Source organism: Hoylesella marshii DSM 16973 = JCM 13450 (genome assembly GCF_000146675.1).
GTDB classification, from domain to species: Bacteria; Bacteroidota; Bacteroidia; order Bacteroidales; family Bacteroidaceae; genus Prevotella; species Prevotella marshii.
This window is the reverse complement of sequence record NZ_GL397214.1, coordinates 949,960-967,944: the sequence shown is the minus strand read 5'-3', so window position 1 is coordinate 967,944 and position 17,985 is coordinate 949,960. Positions and strand designations below refer to the sequence as shown.

Below are 17,985 nucleotides of genomic sequence, written 5' to 3'. Positions count from 1 at the left end.
TGATGGAGATGAAAATGAATTTGAATAAAAACAGAACAATGAAGATGAAAACGACATTATTTAGCCTTTTCCTTGCAATAGGAGCACTTACAATCACATCATGCAGCAAAGAGGATAACAACGACAGAGAGGAGGAAGCTACGTTTCAGGCCGTGCAGTTCCGCATGGCAGAAGAGGGATTCGGCACAGAAACCGAACTCACCCGAGCCTCTTCGATACCATCAGCACCTGCTCTGTCTGAGGTGGGCGATTGCGAAACAGAGACCACACTTGAGAGCGAACCGGCAGAGAAGCCGACAGCAGCTACCCGCGGCGTAACCACCCCCACGCACTACACCATTCGCGCCTATCTTAACGGAGCGGTATATCGAGAAATAAAAGGCACATTCACTGCCACAGGTTTTACACCCGATGCCGGCTCAGCTGCAGAAATAGAGTTACGTCGGAAAAAGACTTACGATATTGTTTGCTTCAACGACCAAGTAACGCCCGTTGGCAATAAACTTGAGGTGACTTTAGCTAATGCTGCCACAGCTCGTATCGGTCGAAAACGAGTCACTTTAATTACTACAGACCAAACTATTAATCTTTCTGCTCGGCACGTCGGTGTCCGTGTGCGTACGCAAATCGTAGCAAAAAAGGACATTCCCACTGCTATTACTAACAAACTCCAATCAACAGGCAACAATATCCCTCAAAAAGTTTCTTATAATCCTACGGACGGAAGCTATACAAGTCTTTCCGATGCAGCAATGAATATAGCGAATGATTCTCCGGCCAGCACAGAAGCAAAATACACCGCCTCCAATTATGGGAAGACCTACGCCTACACCTCTACGGCCGATTACCATTATTTTCTGCCAACGACTGAGGTTGCAAATCTAAAACTGAATATCACCGGCGGGAAAATCTTTTGGAAACCACTCAATGGAGATATTAATAAACTGGCGAACGGCAATCATACGTTCGTAGCCAATGGTACTTATTGTATCAAAGTTAAAATGAGTCCTAAATATACTTATCTTTTCAATGATGGAAGTTCTGGCTTCCTCTCCAATGCCGGCGCAAGAAAACCGGTAGGAATAGTCGTTGATTTCGATAAACGTATAGCAGTAGCATTAAAGAATGCGGGGACGGAAATAAAATGGAGTGATGGCAGCCAGAAAGAAACACAGAGCAATACAACGATGGCGGTTAGAGACGCCTTTGACATGTTCAAAGATTTTAATGACTATACGTGGAGTACAACTTATAGCAAAAATACGATTATAAGAGGAAACGATGCAATAAACTATCCAGCTTTCTATGCTGCCGGGCAATATAAACCGGCTAATACGACCTCTGCAGATGCTATCTATAGTAGGCGTTGGCACTTACCGACAATGGGCGAATGGAGTCGTCTTCTTAGTACATTAGGCCTTGTTGATTTGTCAACCCATTCACTTGATCCCTCTAAATCCGAGTGGGAATGGTACGGAAATTTAGTTGATGAGGCATTTACACGAGTTGGGGGCAAACTCGTTTATCCCGGTTTCTTTAGTAGTTCATATTGGACAACGGAAGAATACATGGTTGGGTTTGTAGATATTGTTGTTCTGCCAGATTTTCGATTTAGTTTGGCCGGCAGTCAGAAAAAGCAAACGCGTTTAGTTCGTCCGTTCATTAATTATTAAAATAATTTATGGAAGCAGTGTCGGGGATTCCGGGAGTGCCAAAATAATTTATTGTGGGATATTCCGAGACTTCGGAACCTTAAAATAATTTATGAAGACAGTGCCGAGACCCAAGGGATGCAAAAATAATCTATGGTAGAACATTCAGAGTCTCTCGGAATCTCAAAATAATTTATGGAGACAGTGTGGAGGCTCCGAGACTCCTCAATAAGTTATGACGGCATTTTCTGCACTTCGGACTCAAAATAATTTATTTATTCATTCATTCATCTAAAATAACAACGACTTATGAAGAAAATTTTAAGAATTGAGGGGAGCTATGTCTCGCAGTTCAACAACGTATTGCACGCGCAATACCAGCGCAAACAGTTCGAACTTGTGAAAACGGTGGATGCGACCAAGATAAACCTGCCGGCCGAATGGATAGCCGCATGGGAGAAGGCCATCGGCGTGGAGGTGGAAATCAACAAGCAGGCCACGGCGTCGGTGCTCACTGCGCAATTGCAGAAAAAAGACACGGAGCGCGACCAGTTGCTGACGAATATCTTCGCCGTGGTTCGTGCCCAACGCACCTCGCCCGTGGCCGCCATCCGCGAGGCTGCGCAACATCTGTACGTCATTCTCAAACCCTATTTCGGCATTCAGGAAGAGATTTTCGAGGCCGAAAGCGGGCATATCGTGGGCATGGAACAAGATGCGGGCAAGTTTCCCGCCGAGGTGGCGGTGCTCGGATTGAAAGCTGTGTTTGATGAGCTGAATGTGGTGAACGAGGAGTACGAGCGGCTGCGCACCGATCGTCGCAACGAAGCCACGGCCGCAAAACTGCCCGATTCGCGTACGGCTCGCCGCGAGACCGACGAGCTGTTCGAGGGCGCGTGCCAATGCATCCTCGCCTCGTACATCATGGCCAAGACGGCGGTTGAAAAGACGCTCGTGGCCGACCTCGTGAGTGACATGAATAAAATCTCAGCCGACTTCCGCGCCACCTTCAACCTCAGCATCGGTCAAAAAGCGGCGGCCAAGAAGCGGAAAGAGGATAAAGATAAGAAACCGGGCGGTGATAAAGACAAGAAGCCGGGTGATGACAAGGATAAGAAACTATCGGACGGCGATAAGAAACCGGATGGCGGAGGCAAAAAGCCATCGGGCGGTGACGACGGTAAAAAGCCGGACGATGGTGGCGGTAAAAATCCGGGCGGCGGTGCCGGTCCTGTACCCTCCGACCCTCTTCCGATGGTGCCGAAGGATTGAGGCAGCCTGCCCCGCATGCCTATAAGAAACTATTTTTTGCATAATACATAGAGTGGTACGCGTCGTGATGACGCGTACCACTCGCTTTTTTTGTTTGTGTGGAATGAAAAGATGAACGCCTCCTCGCGCGTTGTTGGTTGCATGTTGAGGTTAAAACGGGAGACCTACGGCGAAGTGAAATGCGAAGTCGCGACGTAGACGAGGATGAAGCAGGGGATAGTGGTCTTTTGATGTGGCGTAAGCCGGATTGATGGCTTTCATCGCCATGTCGAGTCTCAGGATGAAGTAGTCGAAATTCAGGCGCACGCCTAAACCATAGGAGGCGGCTATCTGCCGATAAAACTTGTCGAACCGGAATTGACCGTCGGGCTGTTCGGCATAGTTTCGCAGCGTCCATATGTTGCCGGCATCCACGAAGGCGGCACCGTGGAACTTCCAAAACAGGAAGGTGCGGTATTCCATGTTGAGGTCGAGTTTCATGTCGCCCGTCTGGTTGATGAAGTCGATGCGTCGTCCCGTGCCTTTGAAGCCGCCCGGGCCGAGTCCGCGCACGTTCCATCCTCGGACAGAATTGGCGCCTCCCGAGAAATATCGCTTCTCGAAAGGGAGTACGGTGCTGTTGCCATAGGGATAGGCAATGCCGATGGCGGCATGGAAAGCCACGGAGTTGTAGCGGTCGAATCGAACGACCTTGGAGAAGTCGGCATCGGCTTTGACGTATTGTGCGTAGGCAATGTTGAAGAGCGTGTACTGCCCTTTGTTATTCTGTTGGGTGGAGAAGGCATGGGATACGGCGTGGAGCAGGTTGCCTGCGCTTTCAATCTTGGCTTTGACGGCGTAGTTGTTGTTGCTATAGGTAAATCCGAAACCGATTTTGAGGATGAAGAGGTCTTCGTAGTTGTAGCGTAAGATGGCGTTGCGATTGCTGATGCTGTCGATGTATTCGCGTTTGAAGGTGGGCGAAATCCATGGCATATACACGTAGTCGAGGTCTACGACATCTACCGTGTAGGTGGAGTGACGATTGGGTTCGTTCCATCGGTAACGCCATCCGGCGGAGAAGACGCGGCGGTGGAACTCGGGGCGGTTTTGCAGGTCGTAGCTTAGGGAGAGTTCGGAGGAGGCGGTGTTTTTTTGTCGGAAACTTCGCGAGAGAAACGGTGCGATGAATCGCGGAAAGGCGAGTTTCGTCTCGAGGCTGTATTCCTCGTAGTTCTCATTCTTGTAGCCTTCGAGTCCCGTGATGGCCTCAAAGGCTGCACGCAATTCGATGCTCAATCGTTCGGAGCCGCGGAAGAGGTTGCGATTTTCGTACATCACGGCCGCTGCTGCTCCGAGGTTGCCTGCCGTGTTGGTGCCTTCGGGTTGGAAGCTGAGCGTGCTGGGTTTGTTGGTGTCGAGCTGTATGTTGCAGTCGAGGAGTGTGGTGTCGGGAAGTTCGCGGAATCGGATGTTGGTATAGCGCACGGCTTGCAGTCGTCCGAAGTTGCGATAGGTTTTTTCGAGTGCCCGTGAAGAGAAGAGCGTACCGCTTTTCACGGCCGTATTGCTGGCCAGCACCTGTCGCCGCAGAGGGATGGCAGCACTGTCTTGCTGGATGAAGTTCACGTCTCTGATGCGGTACTGCGGGTGCGGTCGCTCGGGCATGTCGTCGCTCGTCTTGTATTTCAGCAGGTGCAGCACGAGGTCGATGTCGTGTGTGCCGGGGATGCGGTAGGCATCGTATTGTATGAAATCTTTGTGGAAGCGATAATAGCCCAGATTCTTCAGTTCGTCGGTGATGCGTTTCCGTTCGTCGTCGAGTGTACTCACAACGAAGCGCATGCCTGCGTGTAATCCCTGCCGGACAGTGTCCTCAAGATGCAACAGATGAGCGATTGCGGAGTCTTGTATGTCGTAACTGATGTGGCGGATGTAGGACGGTTCGCCGGCATGCAGGGTGTAGATAGCTTTCGCATATCGGCCTTTTATCTTCGCCTCTACGGTGGCATCAGCATTCATGTATCCCATGTTGTGCATGGCATTGCGTAGTGCATCGCACGAAAGGCGCGCCTGTAACGTGTCGTAGACCACGGGCTTTTCACCGATATGCTGCAAGGTGCGGTTGAGCCATTTCGTCGTGTCCCGACCGGAAAGGGCATAGGTGCCCATCGGAATCTTGAAGAGAGAGAACCAACGGGAGTTGGGCAGTTGTCTGACATACTGTTGAAACTGTTTAGCATCCAACTCTCTCTCGTCGGCCTTCACCTCTACGCTCTTCAGCAAATATTGATTCTCGGGTATAAACTTTGTGGCCGAACAGCCGCAAAGGAGGATGCCCGTGAACGCCATGGGGAGGATGGAACGAGCGTATCTACGAAGGCGACGAACTAAAAACATCATGATGTTACACAGTTGGATTGAGTGCAAAGGTACGAATTTTGAAACAAATCGATGTATGATATTTCACGAATCCAACGAGAAACCTTACCTTTGCAATGCGATTTTTTACATAAGTTTGTCATGATGATAGGGAAAAACAAGATAAAGTTCATACGCTCTCTTCAGCAAAAGAAAAACAGAATGGCCGAGGGGCTGTTCGTGGCTGAAGGGCCGAAAACGGTGGGTGAGTTGTTGCCCGTGTTCAATGCCACCCTGCTCATTGCCACGAAAGAATGGATGGCGGAAAATGCCTCGCCCGCAGGTGTAGAGGTGATTGTCGTAGAGGAAGAGATGTTGGGTAAGATAAGTTTTCTGCAACATCCGCAACAGGTTATCGGCATTTTCCGCATACCCGACGACAGCAACGACGCTTCTCTGTTTCAGCTTCCCGACAGCGACCTCGTGCTGGCATTGGATGGGGTGCAAGATCCGGGAAACTTGGGTACCATTATTCGCATTGCCGATTGGTTTGGAATTACTACCCTATTCTGTAGTCCTGACACGGCCGATGCCTACAATCCGAAAGTTGTGCAGGCCACGATGGGCAGCATTGCACGGGTGAGGCTTGTATATACGGATTTGAAGGACTTGCTCGACGCGCTACACCCTGATACTCCTGTCTATGGAACCTTGCTGAATGGTGAGGATATCTATCAACAGTCGCTTTCGCGCAACGGACTGATTGTGATGGGAAATGAGGGAAAGGGATTGTCGAAAGCCATTGCCAGCCGCGTGACCCATCGGCTTCTGATTCCATCTTTCCCGACCGAGAAACCTACGGCTGAAAGTCTGAATGTAGCTATTGCCACAGCTGTTGTGTGCGCCGAGTTCAGAAGACGGTTTATCTGATGCCACCCGTCAGCGAGTTCAATTCCTGATAGATTCGCTGCACGGGCAGTCCCATCACGTTGTAGTAGCTGCCCGAAAGATTCGTCACTCCTATGTAACCAATCCATTCCTGCACACCGTATGCTCCGGCTTTGTCTATCGGGCGATAGCGATTTACGTAGTATCGTATTTCTTCCTCTGTGAGCGGCTTGAAAGTAACGTAGGTTGTTACGTCAAACAATCGCTTTTCCTGCCGGGTAATGAGGCAGACACCGGTTATCACGCGGTGGGTCTTTCCACTTAGCTCGCGCAACATGCTACACGCCTCTTTGGCATCTTTCGGTTTTCCCAGCACCTTTTCTCCTACCACGACGACGGTATCAGCTGTAATCACCAGCTCATCGTCGGCTATTGTTTTGCAGTACGCTGCGGCTTTTTCCCCTGCAATATATCGTGCCACTTCGTGTGCGGGAATCGTTTCGGGGTAGGATTCATCGATACCATCTGCCACGCGCACCTCAAACGGTATGTCTAAGCCCGCGAGCAACTCGCGTCTCCGAGGCGAGTTACTCGCCAAGACCATCTTGTATGAAACTGTCTGCATTGTGTCTCTTTACTTACCAGCCGAATGCCTTTTCTGCCATCAGCCATTGTCCCTTGGTACGCAACACCTGCTCTATAATATCGCGGCCGCAGCCTTTTCCGCCATCGTAATCACTGATATACCGACTTATTTCCTTGATGTCTCGGCATGCGTCGGCGGGGCAGCACGGGCACCCACACCGGCTCATGACCTCGTAGTCGGGTATATCGTCGCCCACGTAGATGATTTCTTCGTCGGTTAATTGATACTGTTTCTTCAATGCTTCGTATATCTGTAGCTTGACTGCACACTTCGTGAAAATATCTTGTACTCCGAGTTTCTCGTATCGTTTCCGTATCGGTTCATTGTCGGCACCCGTTATGATGGCAATGCGCAAGCCTTGTTTTTGTGCTAATTGTATGGCGTAACCGTCTTTGATATTAACGGTTCTCATGGGTTCGCCCTTGTCATTCATGAGGATGGTGGAGAGACTCAACACACCGTCTACGTCGAAAATGATGGCCTTTATCTTGTTCAGGTTGTAGTTAATCATTCTTTTTCCTGTATTTTGTTTGTTCTTCGTTGATGCTTTTGCTCATCAGTTCGTAGAGTGCTTTCGTTGTGGTGTTGTCCGAGAGCAATTCGGCTTGTGCGCAGATGATGTTCTTGTCGTAACGCACGGCCGGTCCCGTCTGTGCTTCTTGCGGAGAGAGTCGGTTCACCTTGTCGGCTGTTTCTGCTATGAGAGGAAGTAAAGCGTCGAAAGAAATACCCTGCTTTTCGAGGATATTAGCTGCCAAGGTGTAACAATGGTTCGTGAAATTACAAGCGAAGACGGCTGCTAAATGCAGATATTTCCGGCGGTCGGACGACAACCGGACAACGCGGGCGCACAGTGTTTTGGCCAAGTCTTCTACAGCGTATGTTGCTTCTTCCGTGTTGCCTTCTATGAAGCATGGAATGGTTCGGAAGTTGATGTCCCGTTGTTTGGAAAACGTTTGCAGGGGATAGAGTACGCCATACCGAGAAGTTATTCCCTTGAAAATAGCGATGGAAACCGAACCGGCTGTATGCAGGAACAGCTTCCCGTCCCGCCCTTCGCAGATGGTTGGCAATAGTTGCGGCAGTGCATTGTCCGATACACTTACTATATATATATCGGCATCGTTGCGTAAATCCCCCAAATGGCAGATGGCTTCCGCTTTCGTTTCTGCGGCTATGGGAGAAGCCGATGCCATCGTTCTGCTATACACTTGTGCGATGTCGTGACCTGCTTTGTGCAGTGCCCGTGCCAAGTGAGTACCCAGACGGCCTGCCCCTATCATCGTTATTCTCATCGGTGTGTAGGCTGTACAACTGTCAGAACTTATCCACGTGCACGTTTTCCCATTTCAACTTATCCTCGTCCTGTGGTTTACGTGCATCTGTATAATGCCCGATGGCTAATACGCAAAGTACATCCATCGTTTCGGGAATATTCAGAATACCTCGCAATACGGTACTCGCGGCGGTGCCGTCGGTAAGGCCTCTGTTTCTCATCTGTATCCAGCATGACCCCAATCCCAATTCCTCTGCCTGATATTGGATTGACATAGCCGCGAGGGCGCCGTCTTCTATCCAACAGTCATTTACTCCCGATTCGCCTAACACCACGATTGCCAGGGGAGCATCCTTCAGAAATTGGCTACCTGCAGCCTTGGCATCGGCCATCTTTTCGAGGTCTATACGGTCATCTACTACGATGAAATGCCATGCGCGCTGCCCTTTGGAGGTGGGCGACATCAATGCCGCTCTCAACAACAGTTGTATATCTTCGCCGCTCACTTCTTCCGACGAAAACTTACGATGGCTGCGTCGTTGCTGTATCAATTGTTTAAAATCTGTCATATTTCAGCTGATTTGTTAGGTGGGCAAAGATACCTAATATTATTCAAAATGCGGATGCCTTGCCGCTTTTTTAGAAAAGATTTATTATTTTTGCGTCATGGAGAACATCACCATCAAGATTATTTCAGACACCAAAGAGTTGCCGACTTTCCCACAGTGCAACTTCTTTCACAGCACGGAACTGTTTACCATTTTCGAGCGTTCTCCTGCGCATACCCCATTCATGGTTTTTGCCATAGGAAACGATGGCCGCATCATTGCCCACCTTCTGACCGTCATGCGGCGGCGCGGCTCGTTCTTTCCGCCCTATCTCTATACCCATGCCCATATCTATGGGGAGGGCGAATACGAAGAAGGTTGCGACCGAGCCGCACTTTTCAACATGATGCTGCTGGCCATTACGCGGAAGTTGCGCTATCGGCTCTGCTTGTATATTGAGATAAGTGACATGAGCCATAAGATGTTTGGCTACAAGCAACTCCGACGTGCCGGCTATTTTCCCGTGCAGTGGATGGAGATACACCAGTCGCTTCACAGCATGCCCCCCGAACAGCGGTTATCGGCAAAGATGAGAAAGCTCATACGGAAAGGTATGAAGAAAGGGGCAGTTACCCATGAGACAGAAGATGAATGCGAGATACGAGCCTTTTATAAAATCATGCGTGGTTACAATCTGTCCAAGTTTCGCCGGTTTACACCGCCATATGAGTGGTTCGTGGAGCTGGCACACAGCGAGAGCGGACGGGTATTTATTACGACTTATAAGGGGAAAGTCATCGGTGGCTGTGCCTGTGTGTACTCTGACGGAGACGCATACGTATGGTACGCAGCCTCGTTGCGAAAGTCATATCCCCGCGTGCGCCCCGATGTCCTGACTATATGGCATGCCATCAGTTATGCTCATCAATGCGGTTATGCCCACATACGATTCATGGACGTTGGACTTCCTTTCTCACGCAATCCCTTGAGAGAGTTTATACTGAAGTTCGGCGGAAAGCCTGTGAGCACCTATCGTTGGTTCCGTTTCTCCCTGTCGTGGGTGAATCGCCTGTTATCATGGTTCTCTTTATAACCCTGTCGCCTGCCCGATGCGGATAGCAATGTTTGGGGGGGAAGGGATATTTCACATCGGGAAAGGTGGTTCTCATTCGTGGCTTTTCAGCCCCTTTTTGAGATGATTCTGTACGTCAGTTCGGGATAGAGAATATTTAAGCCGTAAGAGAAGAGGCGGCTGTGGAGTACAGCGGAACGGTAAAAGTGACCATCACAATCGGTAAAAATCGCTCAAAACCGTCATCGTGACCCTCACTATTGGGAAAAAGACACCCCATTTCTCTAACCTCGCAGCAGAACTTAGGCAGATGCTTAAACCGAACTCGCGTATTTGATGCTCAAAAGTTCGAGGTCGTAACTTCTTAAGGTCGTAAAGTGACGATTGATAAGTCGGCATTCGTACCCCGTACAGATGGCGTTTGTTCGTGGTACAGATGGCGTTTGTACATGGATGGGGCGGCAACCTTCCCGGCGCAAATCGTATCGGTCGTAAGATTCTGTCGCACTTACAGCGCTCCATTTAGGGGATTGCGTTATACCCAACGCGATGTGCTGGGCTGATATCTTGCGTTCTTGCAGAGCTTACATTACACCTCACATCATTATAACATGGTATTGATACCCCCATAATCATACTCTTTCAGCACTTGACTCGTACATTATGCGATGATTTTTATGACATCCTATATGCCTCGCAATGATATTCATGATTCTAACTCTGTACGTTTTTAGGGTATTTGATTACGAACTTTTTTTACTCCATGGGGCGATGTGTGCCGTTGTTTGCCGGATTCTATGGTTCATGGACTCTGTATGCAACGAAGTATAAAGAAGGGTTTATCGGAAATGCCATATAGGGCGATACGGGTAACGATGCCGTCGGGCGATACGTTATATACGGTGCGGAACTTAGGTCCTTCAGCACGTACCTCGCCGTAGTTCATTATGTCTGAGGCCTCGTCGTGGAACCCTTCTGTGATAACCGTCACATGCCAGCCGCCTCCATCGGCCGTTTTCACCTCGTAGGTGGCGGGGTCGTAACCGTCGAAGATATGTCCGCTTAGGCTGTCGGCCTCAATTTTATCGTTTAAGAAGAAGATTCTATCGATGCCTCCAAACAGTCCTTCTATCCTATTTTTACTAATCAACGTCTCTGTCAATAGACCTATAGCATAGTTCGCTTTATCGGGGTCTTCCTTTAAGGCCTCTTTCTCTTCCTTGCTCAATGCGTCGTAGAGAGGTTGCAGACGCTGTTTTACGAGGTTGAAAATATGCTTGATGGGTGCTTCAGGAGGCTCGAACCCCATGAAGTTTCCCTCTCTATCTACCTGACAGGTAAAGGGGGTACGTACCAGCACTGCCTGTACGCTGTCGGGTAAACCGGAAAGGTCGACGCCTTCCATCTTCTCGTATGTGCTATCAATGGGAATGGTGAGCGGGGTGAGGGTGAATGTGGTAAGGCTGTCGGTGGTGTCGGAAACGGTTAGACGGTAGCGGAGACTCCGCGTCTCATCATCGTCTGTCATTTCGTAGGTATAGGATTCGCCACGTTGATAGTGGGGGTGGAAGAGCGGCCGGAAGGGTTTGGCCGTGCAGCAGGGGGCGAGGGCATCAGATAGCAAGTCGATGTCGGCAGAGTCGAGAGCCTCGAAATCACGGCTCGTATCGAAGTCGGGTCCCATGATGTAGGTAGTACCGACGACCCGCCCTCGGTGTACGACAGCCAACCGATTGCTGAACACCATCTTGGCAAAGAGTGTCAGGCGATAGGTGGTATAGCGACTCATCCGCGCCACAATACCCTTTTCGCCATCGAATTCGTAGGGTTTCATGTCTTCAAATTGCAGACCGGAGAAAGTGCTTGCACTACTGGTTTGCAGCAGGAATACCTGTACGCGCCCCTTGGCATTGGGACGTGTGCTGTATAGGAGTCGTGCACGGGCAGGCAGGAGTTTGCGCAGTTGGGGTCTGGCAAGCAGTTTGCGCAGACGCAAGGTGTCGGCCGGAAGTATGGTAGGCGGAAAGCTGTTGCCATGCGGCCAGTGAAGCATTCGCTTTACCTCGGCGTTTTTCCCTATCACTTCAAAGTACAACGAATAGGTATCTATGATATGAAGAACGGGCTTTTCTTGCCCGCAGGCAGAAAAGGTGATGGACAGGAAAAGGGAAAAAAGTGCAAATCGTTTCATTATCTTGGTTTTTTAACGGTGGAAAAAGGGATTGTAAATATGCCTCAAAAACAAGAAGAGGCATCCGCCCTTTAGGATAGATAACCTCTTCTTTACCTTATGGAAATATGTTATTCTCCATCTTTTTGCTCTTCGTCTATGGTCTTTATCTTCTGGCGTACAAGTTCCATCTCGTCTTTCAGCCGCTGTATCTTGCGATGAACCTCGTCTAAAAGACTGTTGCCTTTCTTACTGCTGGCATTCAGGAAGCCGAGATTATTCTCATAGGTCTGTATTTCCTGCTTTAGTCCTTCGTAATGGCGGAACAGACGAGCACGCTCGTTACCCAGTGCATCTTCGCCTCGTTGAGCGGCATTCTTGATAGCCGTCTTGAATTGATCTAACTTTCGGCGTGCGGCAGATATATTGAGCTCTTTTTGCAGTTTGTCGAGTATGTCGTGGTACTCCTTGTACAGTTTATCTTTTTCCTTGAATGGCACATGCCCCACTGCGTTGTATTCGTCAATGAGGTTGTGCACTTGTTCCTCTACCTCTTCCGTCTTTTGTTCAGCCAGCTCGTGAAGGCGGGTGATGATATTGCGCTTCTTTTCGAGGTTCTCCCGCTCTGCAGCATAGGGATTTCCACCTGCGGCATTGCGTGCCTCGAAGAAGTGATTGCAGGCAGCGAGGAACTCTGCCCACAATTTATCGCCTAATTTCTTTGGTACCATGCCGACAGCTTTCCATTCTTTCTGCAAAGCAATGAATTTGTCTGATGTAGCTTTCCATTCCGTACTGTCTTTCAGAGCCTGTGCCCGTTCGATAAGTGCCCTTTTTTTCTCTGCATTTTCATGGAACTTCTCTTTAAGTTCTTTGAAGAAAAGTGTCTTTTGTGTGAAGAAATCATCACATGCTGTGCGGAATCGCTCAAAGATTTTTACGTTCATCTTCTGCGGAGCGAAGCCGATGGTTTTCCATTCCTTCTGTATTTCTATTATCTGTTTGGCATGTTTTTCCCAGTCGGAAGCCGCCTTGTTTTCCTCTCCGGCGATGGCTTCCACCTGTTCGCAAAGGGCTGTTTTCCTATTCAGATTCTCCTGTTCCATAGAACGGAGCCTCTCGAAGTGCTGCTGATGACGTTTGTTGATGACGGTGGATGCTGCCTTGAAACGCCCCCATATTTCCTCTCTTAATTCCTTTGCTACGGGGCCTATCTCGCGATATTGCTGGTGCAGTTCCTGCAATTGATGGAATGCACTCACCACATCTGTCTCTTCGGCCAGCTTTTCAGCAGCCTCGCAGAGGTGTGTTTTCAATCCTAAGTTCTTCTTGAAGTCGTATTCGCGTGCCTCACTGTTGAGCTTCAGAAGGTCGTAGAATTGCTCCACATATAGCTGATAATTACGCCACAGTTCGTTTGCGCTCTCTGCCGGAACGGCTTTTATTTCCTTCCATTCCTGTTGCAGTTGCTTGAACTCTTGGTATGATTTATTGGCCATTTCAGGCGAAGTAGTCATTTCCTTTATCCGCTCAATGATGGCTTGTTTGCGTTTCAGGTTTTCTTGTTTTTCGGCTTCTTGTTCGAGGAACTGCTTGTTGCGTTTCTCCTTGATGATACTCATCTCGGCCTTGAAGTGCTCTTCCAACTCATCGGGTACGAACTGATAACTATCGGGATCGCCTCCACCATCGATGTATTCTTTGAGTTTCGCCTCGCGTTCTGCCGTATGTAATCTGTAGAAAGCACTTTTCAGCTCGTCCACCTCCTCTTTGTTCGGATATTCTTCGCTGTGCGCAATCTCTCTCACACGGTCGAGTACCTCGCTTTTGGTGGCGTAGGTACGTTTAGCCGACGGCAACGCGACCTCAGTTTCTGCCGGTTGTTCGTTCGTCACTTCAGCTACCGAGGTCTCTTCCTGAGCCTCTTCTTGGGACACGACTTCGGGAACTTCGATCTCTTCAGGCATCACTTCCTCGGTCTTCTTCTCTGATAAATCTTCGGAGTCTATCATAATTTTTCTGTTTATACTTTGGTTTTCCACGAGTGTTTATATGGTTTGCAAACTTACGGAAAAAACTTGTAACCACCTAAACATTACGTGCTTTTTTCTGTCCGTGGCGGTTAAATCAGCCGCTTGTAGCGGAAAATCCACCAAAAGACACCCGACACAATCACCGACAGCACCAGCGCGATGACGAAACCGAAAGGACTCGTTTCCATACCATTGATGAGGTTCATGCCGAAAAGGCTGGCAATGAGCGTGGGAAACATCATGAGAATCGACACCGAAGTGAGCGTTCGCATCACGGTGTTCATATTGTTGTTGATGATGCTCGAGTAAGTGTCCATCGTCGACTCCAATATATCGGAATAAATATTCGTCGTCTCACGTGCTTGTATCATCTCGATATTCACGTCTTCAATCAGGTCTGCATCGAGTTCGTCTACCTGTAATTTAAACTTCAGCTTTGCCAGCAGATTCTCATTGCCGCGGATAGAAGTGACGAAATAAGTCAGTGAGTCTTGCAGCCGGCTCAACCCGATAAGACTTTCGTTGTTAATATCGTGGTCGAGGTTACGCTTTGCTTTCTCTATGAGGCTGCTGATTTGTTTAAGTCGTTTCAGATACCATACGGCCGACGATAAGAAGATACGGAATATCATGTCCACATAGTCGGTAAAACCCGTGCCGCGCTTTTGCTGATAGCTCACGAAATCTATCATCATATTCGTCTCGTAGTAGCATACCGTGATGGTCACATCGCGCTTGTGGATGATACCCAGCGGCACCGTCGTATAGGGCGTGCGCGAGCGTATCTCTTTCACATAAGGGATGCGCAGGATGATAAGCATCCACCCGTCGTCGTACTCATAACGGGCGCGCTCGTCGGTATCGCTGATGTCTGAAAGGAAATAGTCGGGTATCTCAAAATGGCTTTCCAGCATTTGCCGGTCTTCATCCGTGGGGCATGTCACCTGAATCCAGCAGCCCGGCTGCCATTCATCGAGGGTGGTAAGGGTGGCGTTCGTGTTCCAATAAGTTCTCATCTATACTAATCCTCCATATGTTAATAGGTTGAAGATGAGTGCACGAGCGCATGCTCTCTGCAACCTACAAGTAGTTGTTCTCCGAATGATAATCGTCCATTGATATACAAAAGGGTTGGTTTTCGGCTGCAAAAGTACAAATTATAATTGGTATTTCTTCACGATTTTATTATATTTTCGCCTGTCTGCATCTATTTTTCATGAAGGTAGCGTAGGGTATGTTTCACGGAATAGACAGCATTCCTTACCGGATGGATGGTGAGAAATCGTAACTTTTCACCCCGTTTTTGTGATGATTTCTTAGTATTTGATGCTCAAAAGTTCGGGATTGTAACATTTAATGGTCGTAAAGTAACGATTGATAAGTCGGTATTCGCACCCTGTACAGATGGCGTTTGTATAGGGAAAGGTCGGCAACCTTTCTACGTATAAATGCCCACTATGGTGGTGTGAAACATGGGTAAACGGAAAACCCGAGGGCATCTGATAGGACAGACGCTCCCGGGTTGTGTTGCTGCGCAAGGGCAGGGATGCTCGCTTTATTTGGCGGGAATCTGCTCAAGGGTCTTCACAAGGAAGTTCCAGAACTTCTGGGTGGACGGCCAGTTAGCGCGTTCGCTTGTGGTGTGGGGCGAGAGCATGGTGGGGCCGAAGGAGCATACGTCGAAGTGCGGGTACTTACTGAGGATGATGCTGCACTCCAATCCGGCGTGGCACACTTGTATTCTCGGCGCTTCGTTGAAGAGATTCTGGTAGATACCGGCCATGATTTTAACGATTTCGCTGTCGGTATTGGGATTCCATCCCATGTAGTCACCATCACGTGTGGTGGTCATTCCGATGAGTTGGAAGGCACTTTCGACGGTTTTGGAAACATACTCTTTCATGGTCTCGCTGGAGCTTCTGGCGAGTACTTTGACGAAAGCCTTGCCGCTACCTATCTCTACGATAGCGAGGTTGGAGGACGTTTCCACCTTTTCGGGGATGGTGGGGATGAAGCGAATAACGCCGTTGTGGCAGGCGTAGATGGCGCGGATGAGGTTGTTTTGCACGTCTTCCGGCACTTGCATGCTGGGCATGGGGGTATCTTCAGCGAAGAAGAGAATGTCGTTTTCAATGCCTTTATATTCGCTGTTGAAGCATGTTTTCCATTCGTCGACGCGGGTTTTGAGGGCGGTCACCTTATCTTTAGGCAGTGTGAGCACTACCTCGGCCTCGAAGGGGATGGCGTTGCGCATGTTGCCGCCTGCCCAAGTAGCGAGGCGTGCGGAGTACTTGTCGATGGCTTCACTGACGAAGCGCACCATGAGTTTATTAGCATTGCCGCGGCCTTCGTTGATTTCCAAACCGGAATGGCCACCTTTCAGACCTTTGATAATCACCTTAACGGCGGCGTGACTCTTGTCGATGTCCACCTCGTTGTAATTCATTTCTGCGGTCAGGTTGATACCTCCGGCGCTACCGATAATCATTTCTCCTTCTTCTTCGGTGTCGAGGTTGAGGAGGATGTCTCCGCGGAGTTCTCCGGCAGGAAGGTCGTTCGCACCATACATACCCGTCTCTTCGTCTACCGTGCAGAGACCTTCGATGGGTCCGTGTTTGAGGGTTTTGTCTTCCATCACGGCCATGATGGCAGCGAGACCTAACCCGTTGTCGGCTCCGAGGGTGGTACCTTTGGCCTTTACCCAATCGCCATCAATATAAGTTTGAATGGGGTCGGTCTCGAAGTTATGGGTACTGTCTTTCGACTTTTGCGGTACCATATCCATGTGGGCTTGCAGCACCACGCCCTTACGATTCTCCATGCCCGGCGAAGCGGGTTTACGCATCACAATGTTGCCGGCGGGGTCTTTAAAAGCCTCTACGCCCACTTTTTTGGCAAAGTCAAGCAGAAATTGCTGCACTTTTTCTAAATGTCCGGAGGGACGGGGTACCTGTGTCAAGGCATAGAAGTTTCTCCAGATGCCTTCGGGTTTCAGATTTTTGATTTCACTCATGTTGTTTTAAAATTTTAAGGTTTGTATTTAGGTTGATGAAAAGTCGGAAACGGGGCTGAGAGCCGTCTGTCTCTTACGGGTGAACGACAGGGCTACCCATGCGTAGATGCCCAGCAGGATAACGAGCATGGTCTGCACGGTATGGACGATGAGCACGAAGAAAAGGGCGTTTACATCGGCCACGCCGTAGAGTATGAACATGGTCTTCACGGCGAAATGCCACGGGCCGGCACCGTTGGGGGTAGGCACGATGACAGCAATGCTGCCCACGATGAACGTGACGAGGGCACAACTCATGCCGAGATTGGCGGTGAAGTCGAAACAAAAGAAGGTGAGGTAATAATGCAGGAAATAGCTGCCCCATATCGCAACGGTGAGCAACAGGAAGAGGGGCATATTGCGTACACGGCGCAATGACATGACGCCTTTCCCGATGTCTCCCACGGTATCTTTCACCTTATTATATAAGGAGAAACGACGCAGGAGCAGTATGGAGAGAACAACGGCAGCAACGATGCACACGCCCGTAACTATCCAGCCTGTTGTAGAAAAGCGACTTGCAATGGCATCAAGTCGCGTGCCGGTGCGGTCGAAAAACGTGCGAAAGACGTGCAACTGCGAGATAAAAGTGAGTCCGGTAACCAGCAACACGAGCAGCGAATCTATCACGCGTTCGGTTACTACCGTGCCCAATGCTTTGGGAAACGACACGCCGTCGTAGCGCTTCAACACACCGCAACGAGCAAACTCGCCGATACGCGGCACCACAAGGCTCACGGCATACGACAGAAAAACGGCATGGATGCTGGTCGAAGTGCGCGGATGTTCGCCTAAAGGGGTGAGAGCAAGGTTCCACCGCCACCCTCTGAACAGCTGTGCCAACACACCGAACGGGAACGAAAGGAGCATCCACGTCCAATTCATCTCATGGAGCGCCACGTGCTCGATGCGTTTGAAGTCGAAGTCGCGATACATCCAATAGAGGATAGCTCCGCCAAGTAGCAATGGTAGGGTTATCTTCAGGGTGTTGTCTGCTATCGTTTTCAGTTTCATGTTTCCCGTCCTCGTAGGTGCA

At 49.5% G+C, this 17,985-nt stretch carries 14 protein-coding genes; 4 read left to right on the top strand and 10 right to left on the bottom strand.

Annotated elements, in window-relative coordinates; all coding sequences use genetic code 11:
• Both HMPREF0658_RS04055 and HMPREF0658_RS04050 read left to right on the top strand, forming a co-directional pair.
• Positions 1-1,673 (top strand): fibrobacter succinogenes major paralogous domain-containing protein (locus tag HMPREF0658_RS04055; protein WP_006948773.1); only part of this gene is annotated, 1,673 nt, incomplete at its 5' end.
• 288 nt (positions 1,674-1,961) lie between these two features.
• Positions 1,962-2,924 carry a DUF6261 family protein gene (locus HMPREF0658_RS04050; RefSeq protein ID WP_006948772.1) on the top strand — a complete coding sequence of 321 codons (963 nt, stop codon included), beginning with the start codon at positions 1,962-1,964 and terminating at the stop codon, positions 2,922-2,924.
• A 150-nt stretch (positions 2,925-3,074) separates the two neighbouring features.
• Here HMPREF0658_RS04050 and tamL read toward each other — a convergent pair whose 3' ends face one another.
• Positions 3,075-5,255 (bottom strand): translocation and assembly module lipoprotein TamL, encoded by a 2,181-nt coding sequence (tamL, locus tag HMPREF0658_RS04045; protein ID WP_040557838.1) that lies wholly within the window; start codon positions 5,253-5,255, stop codon positions 3,075-3,077.
• Between the two features lie 174 nt (positions 5,256-5,429).
• Between tamL and HMPREF0658_RS04040 the strand changes: the two genes are divergently transcribed.
• Positions 5,430-6,194 (top strand): RNA methyltransferase, encoded by a 765-nt coding sequence (locus HMPREF0658_RS04040; protein WP_024990998.1) that lies wholly within the window; start codon positions 5,430-5,432, stop codon positions 6,192-6,194.
• On the opposite strand, the gene HMPREF0658_RS04035 is transcribed toward HMPREF0658_RS04040, so the two are convergent.
• From HMPREF0658_RS04035 to HMPREF0658_RS04020, 4 genes are read right to left on the bottom strand one after another with little or no spacing between them, the layout of a single operon-like run.
• Positions 6,187-6,777 carry a Maf-like protein gene (locus HMPREF0658_RS04035; RefSeq protein WP_006948764.1) on the bottom strand — a complete coding sequence of 197 codons (591 nt, stop codon included), beginning with the start codon at positions 6,775-6,777 and terminating at the stop codon, positions 6,187-6,189. The two genes, HMPREF0658_RS04040 and HMPREF0658_RS04035, sit on opposite strands and share 8 nt — an antisense overlap.
• Before the next feature lie 13 nt (positions 6,778-6,790).
• Positions 6,791-7,309, bottom strand: a complete 519-nt coding sequence (locus HMPREF0658_RS04030; RefSeq protein ID WP_006948762.1) for a KdsC family phosphatase — start codon at positions 7,307-7,309, stop codon at positions 6,791-6,793.
• Complete coding sequence (locus HMPREF0658_RS04025; protein WP_006948761.1) at positions 7,302-8,093, bottom strand: Rossmann-like and DUF2520 domain-containing protein; 792 nt, start codon at positions 8,091-8,093, stop codon at positions 7,302-7,304. The genes HMPREF0658_RS04030 and HMPREF0658_RS04025 overlap by 8 nt, the downstream gene beginning before the upstream one ends.
• A gap of 22 nt (positions 8,094-8,115) precedes the next feature.
• A complete protein-coding gene (locus HMPREF0658_RS04020) occupies positions 8,116-8,643 on the bottom strand; it encodes a nitroreductase family protein (RefSeq protein WP_006948755.1) in 528 nt (175 codons plus the stop codon).
• A gap of 97 nt (positions 8,644-8,740) precedes the next feature.
• Between HMPREF0658_RS04020 and HMPREF0658_RS04015 the strand changes: the two genes are divergently transcribed.
• Positions 8,741-9,715, top strand: coding sequence for a GNAT family N-acetyltransferase (locus tag HMPREF0658_RS04015; RefSeq protein WP_006948754.1), 975 nt, complete (start codon positions 8,741-8,743; stop codon positions 9,713-9,715).
• 781 nt (positions 9,716-10,496) lie between these two features.
• Here the strand turns inward: HMPREF0658_RS04015 and HMPREF0658_RS04010 are convergent.
• The 5 genes from HMPREF0658_RS04010 to HMPREF0658_RS03990 all read right to left on the bottom strand — a co-directional run bounded on the left by HMPREF0658_RS04010 (position 10,497) and on the right by HMPREF0658_RS03990 (position 17,963).
• Positions 10,497-11,885, bottom strand: coding sequence for a hypothetical protein (locus HMPREF0658_RS04010; RefSeq protein WP_006948753.1), 1,389 nt, complete (start codon positions 11,883-11,885; stop codon positions 10,497-10,499).
• 110 nt (positions 11,886-11,995) lie between these two features.
• Positions 11,996-13,876, bottom strand: coding sequence for a DUF349 domain-containing protein (locus HMPREF0658_RS04005; protein ID WP_006948752.1), 1,881 nt, complete (start codon positions 13,874-13,876; stop codon positions 11,996-11,998).
• A gap of 110 nt (positions 13,877-13,986) precedes the next feature.
• The gene (locus HMPREF0658_RS04000; protein WP_006948751.1) at positions 13,987-14,913 is read right to left on the bottom strand and encodes a magnesium transporter CorA family protein; all 927 of its coding nucleotides are present in this window, start codon (positions 14,911-14,913) and stop codon (positions 13,987-13,989) included.
• A 539-nt stretch (positions 14,914-15,452) separates the two neighbouring features.
• On the bottom strand, positions 15,453-16,910 hold the full coding sequence (locus tag HMPREF0658_RS03995; RefSeq protein ID WP_006948750.1) for an aminoacyl-histidine dipeptidase: 1,458 nt from the start codon (positions 16,908-16,910) through the stop codon (positions 15,453-15,455).
• Between the two features lie 27 nt (positions 16,911-16,937).
• The gene (locus tag HMPREF0658_RS03990; protein ID WP_006948749.1) at positions 16,938-17,963 is read right to left on the bottom strand and encodes a lysylphosphatidylglycerol synthase transmembrane domain-containing protein; all 1,026 of its coding nucleotides are present in this window, start codon (positions 17,961-17,963) and stop codon (positions 16,938-16,940) included.
• Positions 17,964-17,985: the final 22 nt, after the last annotated feature.

Excerpts from the sequence above, each read along its gene's own strand:
- HMPREF0658_RS04050 (WP_006948772.1), top strand. The coding sequence starts at position 1,962 with ATGAAGAAAATTTTAAGAATTGAGGGGAGCTATGTCTCGCAGTTCAAC.
- tamL (WP_040557838.1), bottom strand. The coding sequence starts at position 5,255 with ATGGCGTTCACGGGCATCCTCCTTTGCGGCTGTTCGGCCACAAAGTTT.
- HMPREF0658_RS04040 (WP_024990998.1), top strand. The coding sequence starts at position 5,430 with ATGATAGGGAAAAACAAGATAAAGTTCATACGCTCTCTTCAGCAAAAG.
- HMPREF0658_RS04035 (WP_006948764.1), bottom strand. The coding sequence starts at position 6,777 with ATGCAGACAGTTTCATACAAGATGGTCTTGGCGAGTAACTCGCCTCGG.
- HMPREF0658_RS04030 (WP_006948762.1), bottom strand. The coding sequence starts at position 7,309 with ATGATTAACTACAACCTGAACAAGATAAAGGCCATCATTTTCGACGTA.
- HMPREF0658_RS04025 (WP_006948761.1), bottom strand. The coding sequence starts at position 8,093 with ATGAGAATAACGATGATAGGGGCAGGCCGTCTGGGTACTCACTTGGCA.
- HMPREF0658_RS04020 (WP_006948755.1), bottom strand. The coding sequence starts at position 8,643 with ATGACAGATTTTAAACAATTGATACAGCAACGACGCAGCCATCGTAAG.
- HMPREF0658_RS04015 (WP_006948754.1), top strand. The coding sequence starts at position 8,741 with ATGGAGAACATCACCATCAAGATTATTTCAGACACCAAAGAGTTGCCG.
- HMPREF0658_RS04010 (WP_006948753.1), bottom strand. The coding sequence starts at position 11,885 with ATGAAACGATTTGCACTTTTTTCCCTTTTCCTGTCCATCACCTTTTCT.
- HMPREF0658_RS04005 (WP_006948752.1), bottom strand. The coding sequence starts at position 13,876 with ATGATAGACTCCGAAGATTTATCAGAGAAGAAGACCGAGGAAGTGATG.
- HMPREF0658_RS04000 (WP_006948751.1), bottom strand. The coding sequence starts at position 14,913 with ATGAGAACTTATTGGAACACGAACGCCACCCTTACCACCCTCGATGAA.
- HMPREF0658_RS03995 (WP_006948750.1), bottom strand. The coding sequence starts at position 16,910 with ATGAGTGAAATCAAAAATCTGAAACCCGAAGGCATCTGGAGAAACTTC.
- HMPREF0658_RS03990 (WP_006948749.1), bottom strand. The coding sequence starts at position 17,963 with ATGAAACTGAAAACGATAGCAGACAACACCCTGAAGATAACCCTACCA.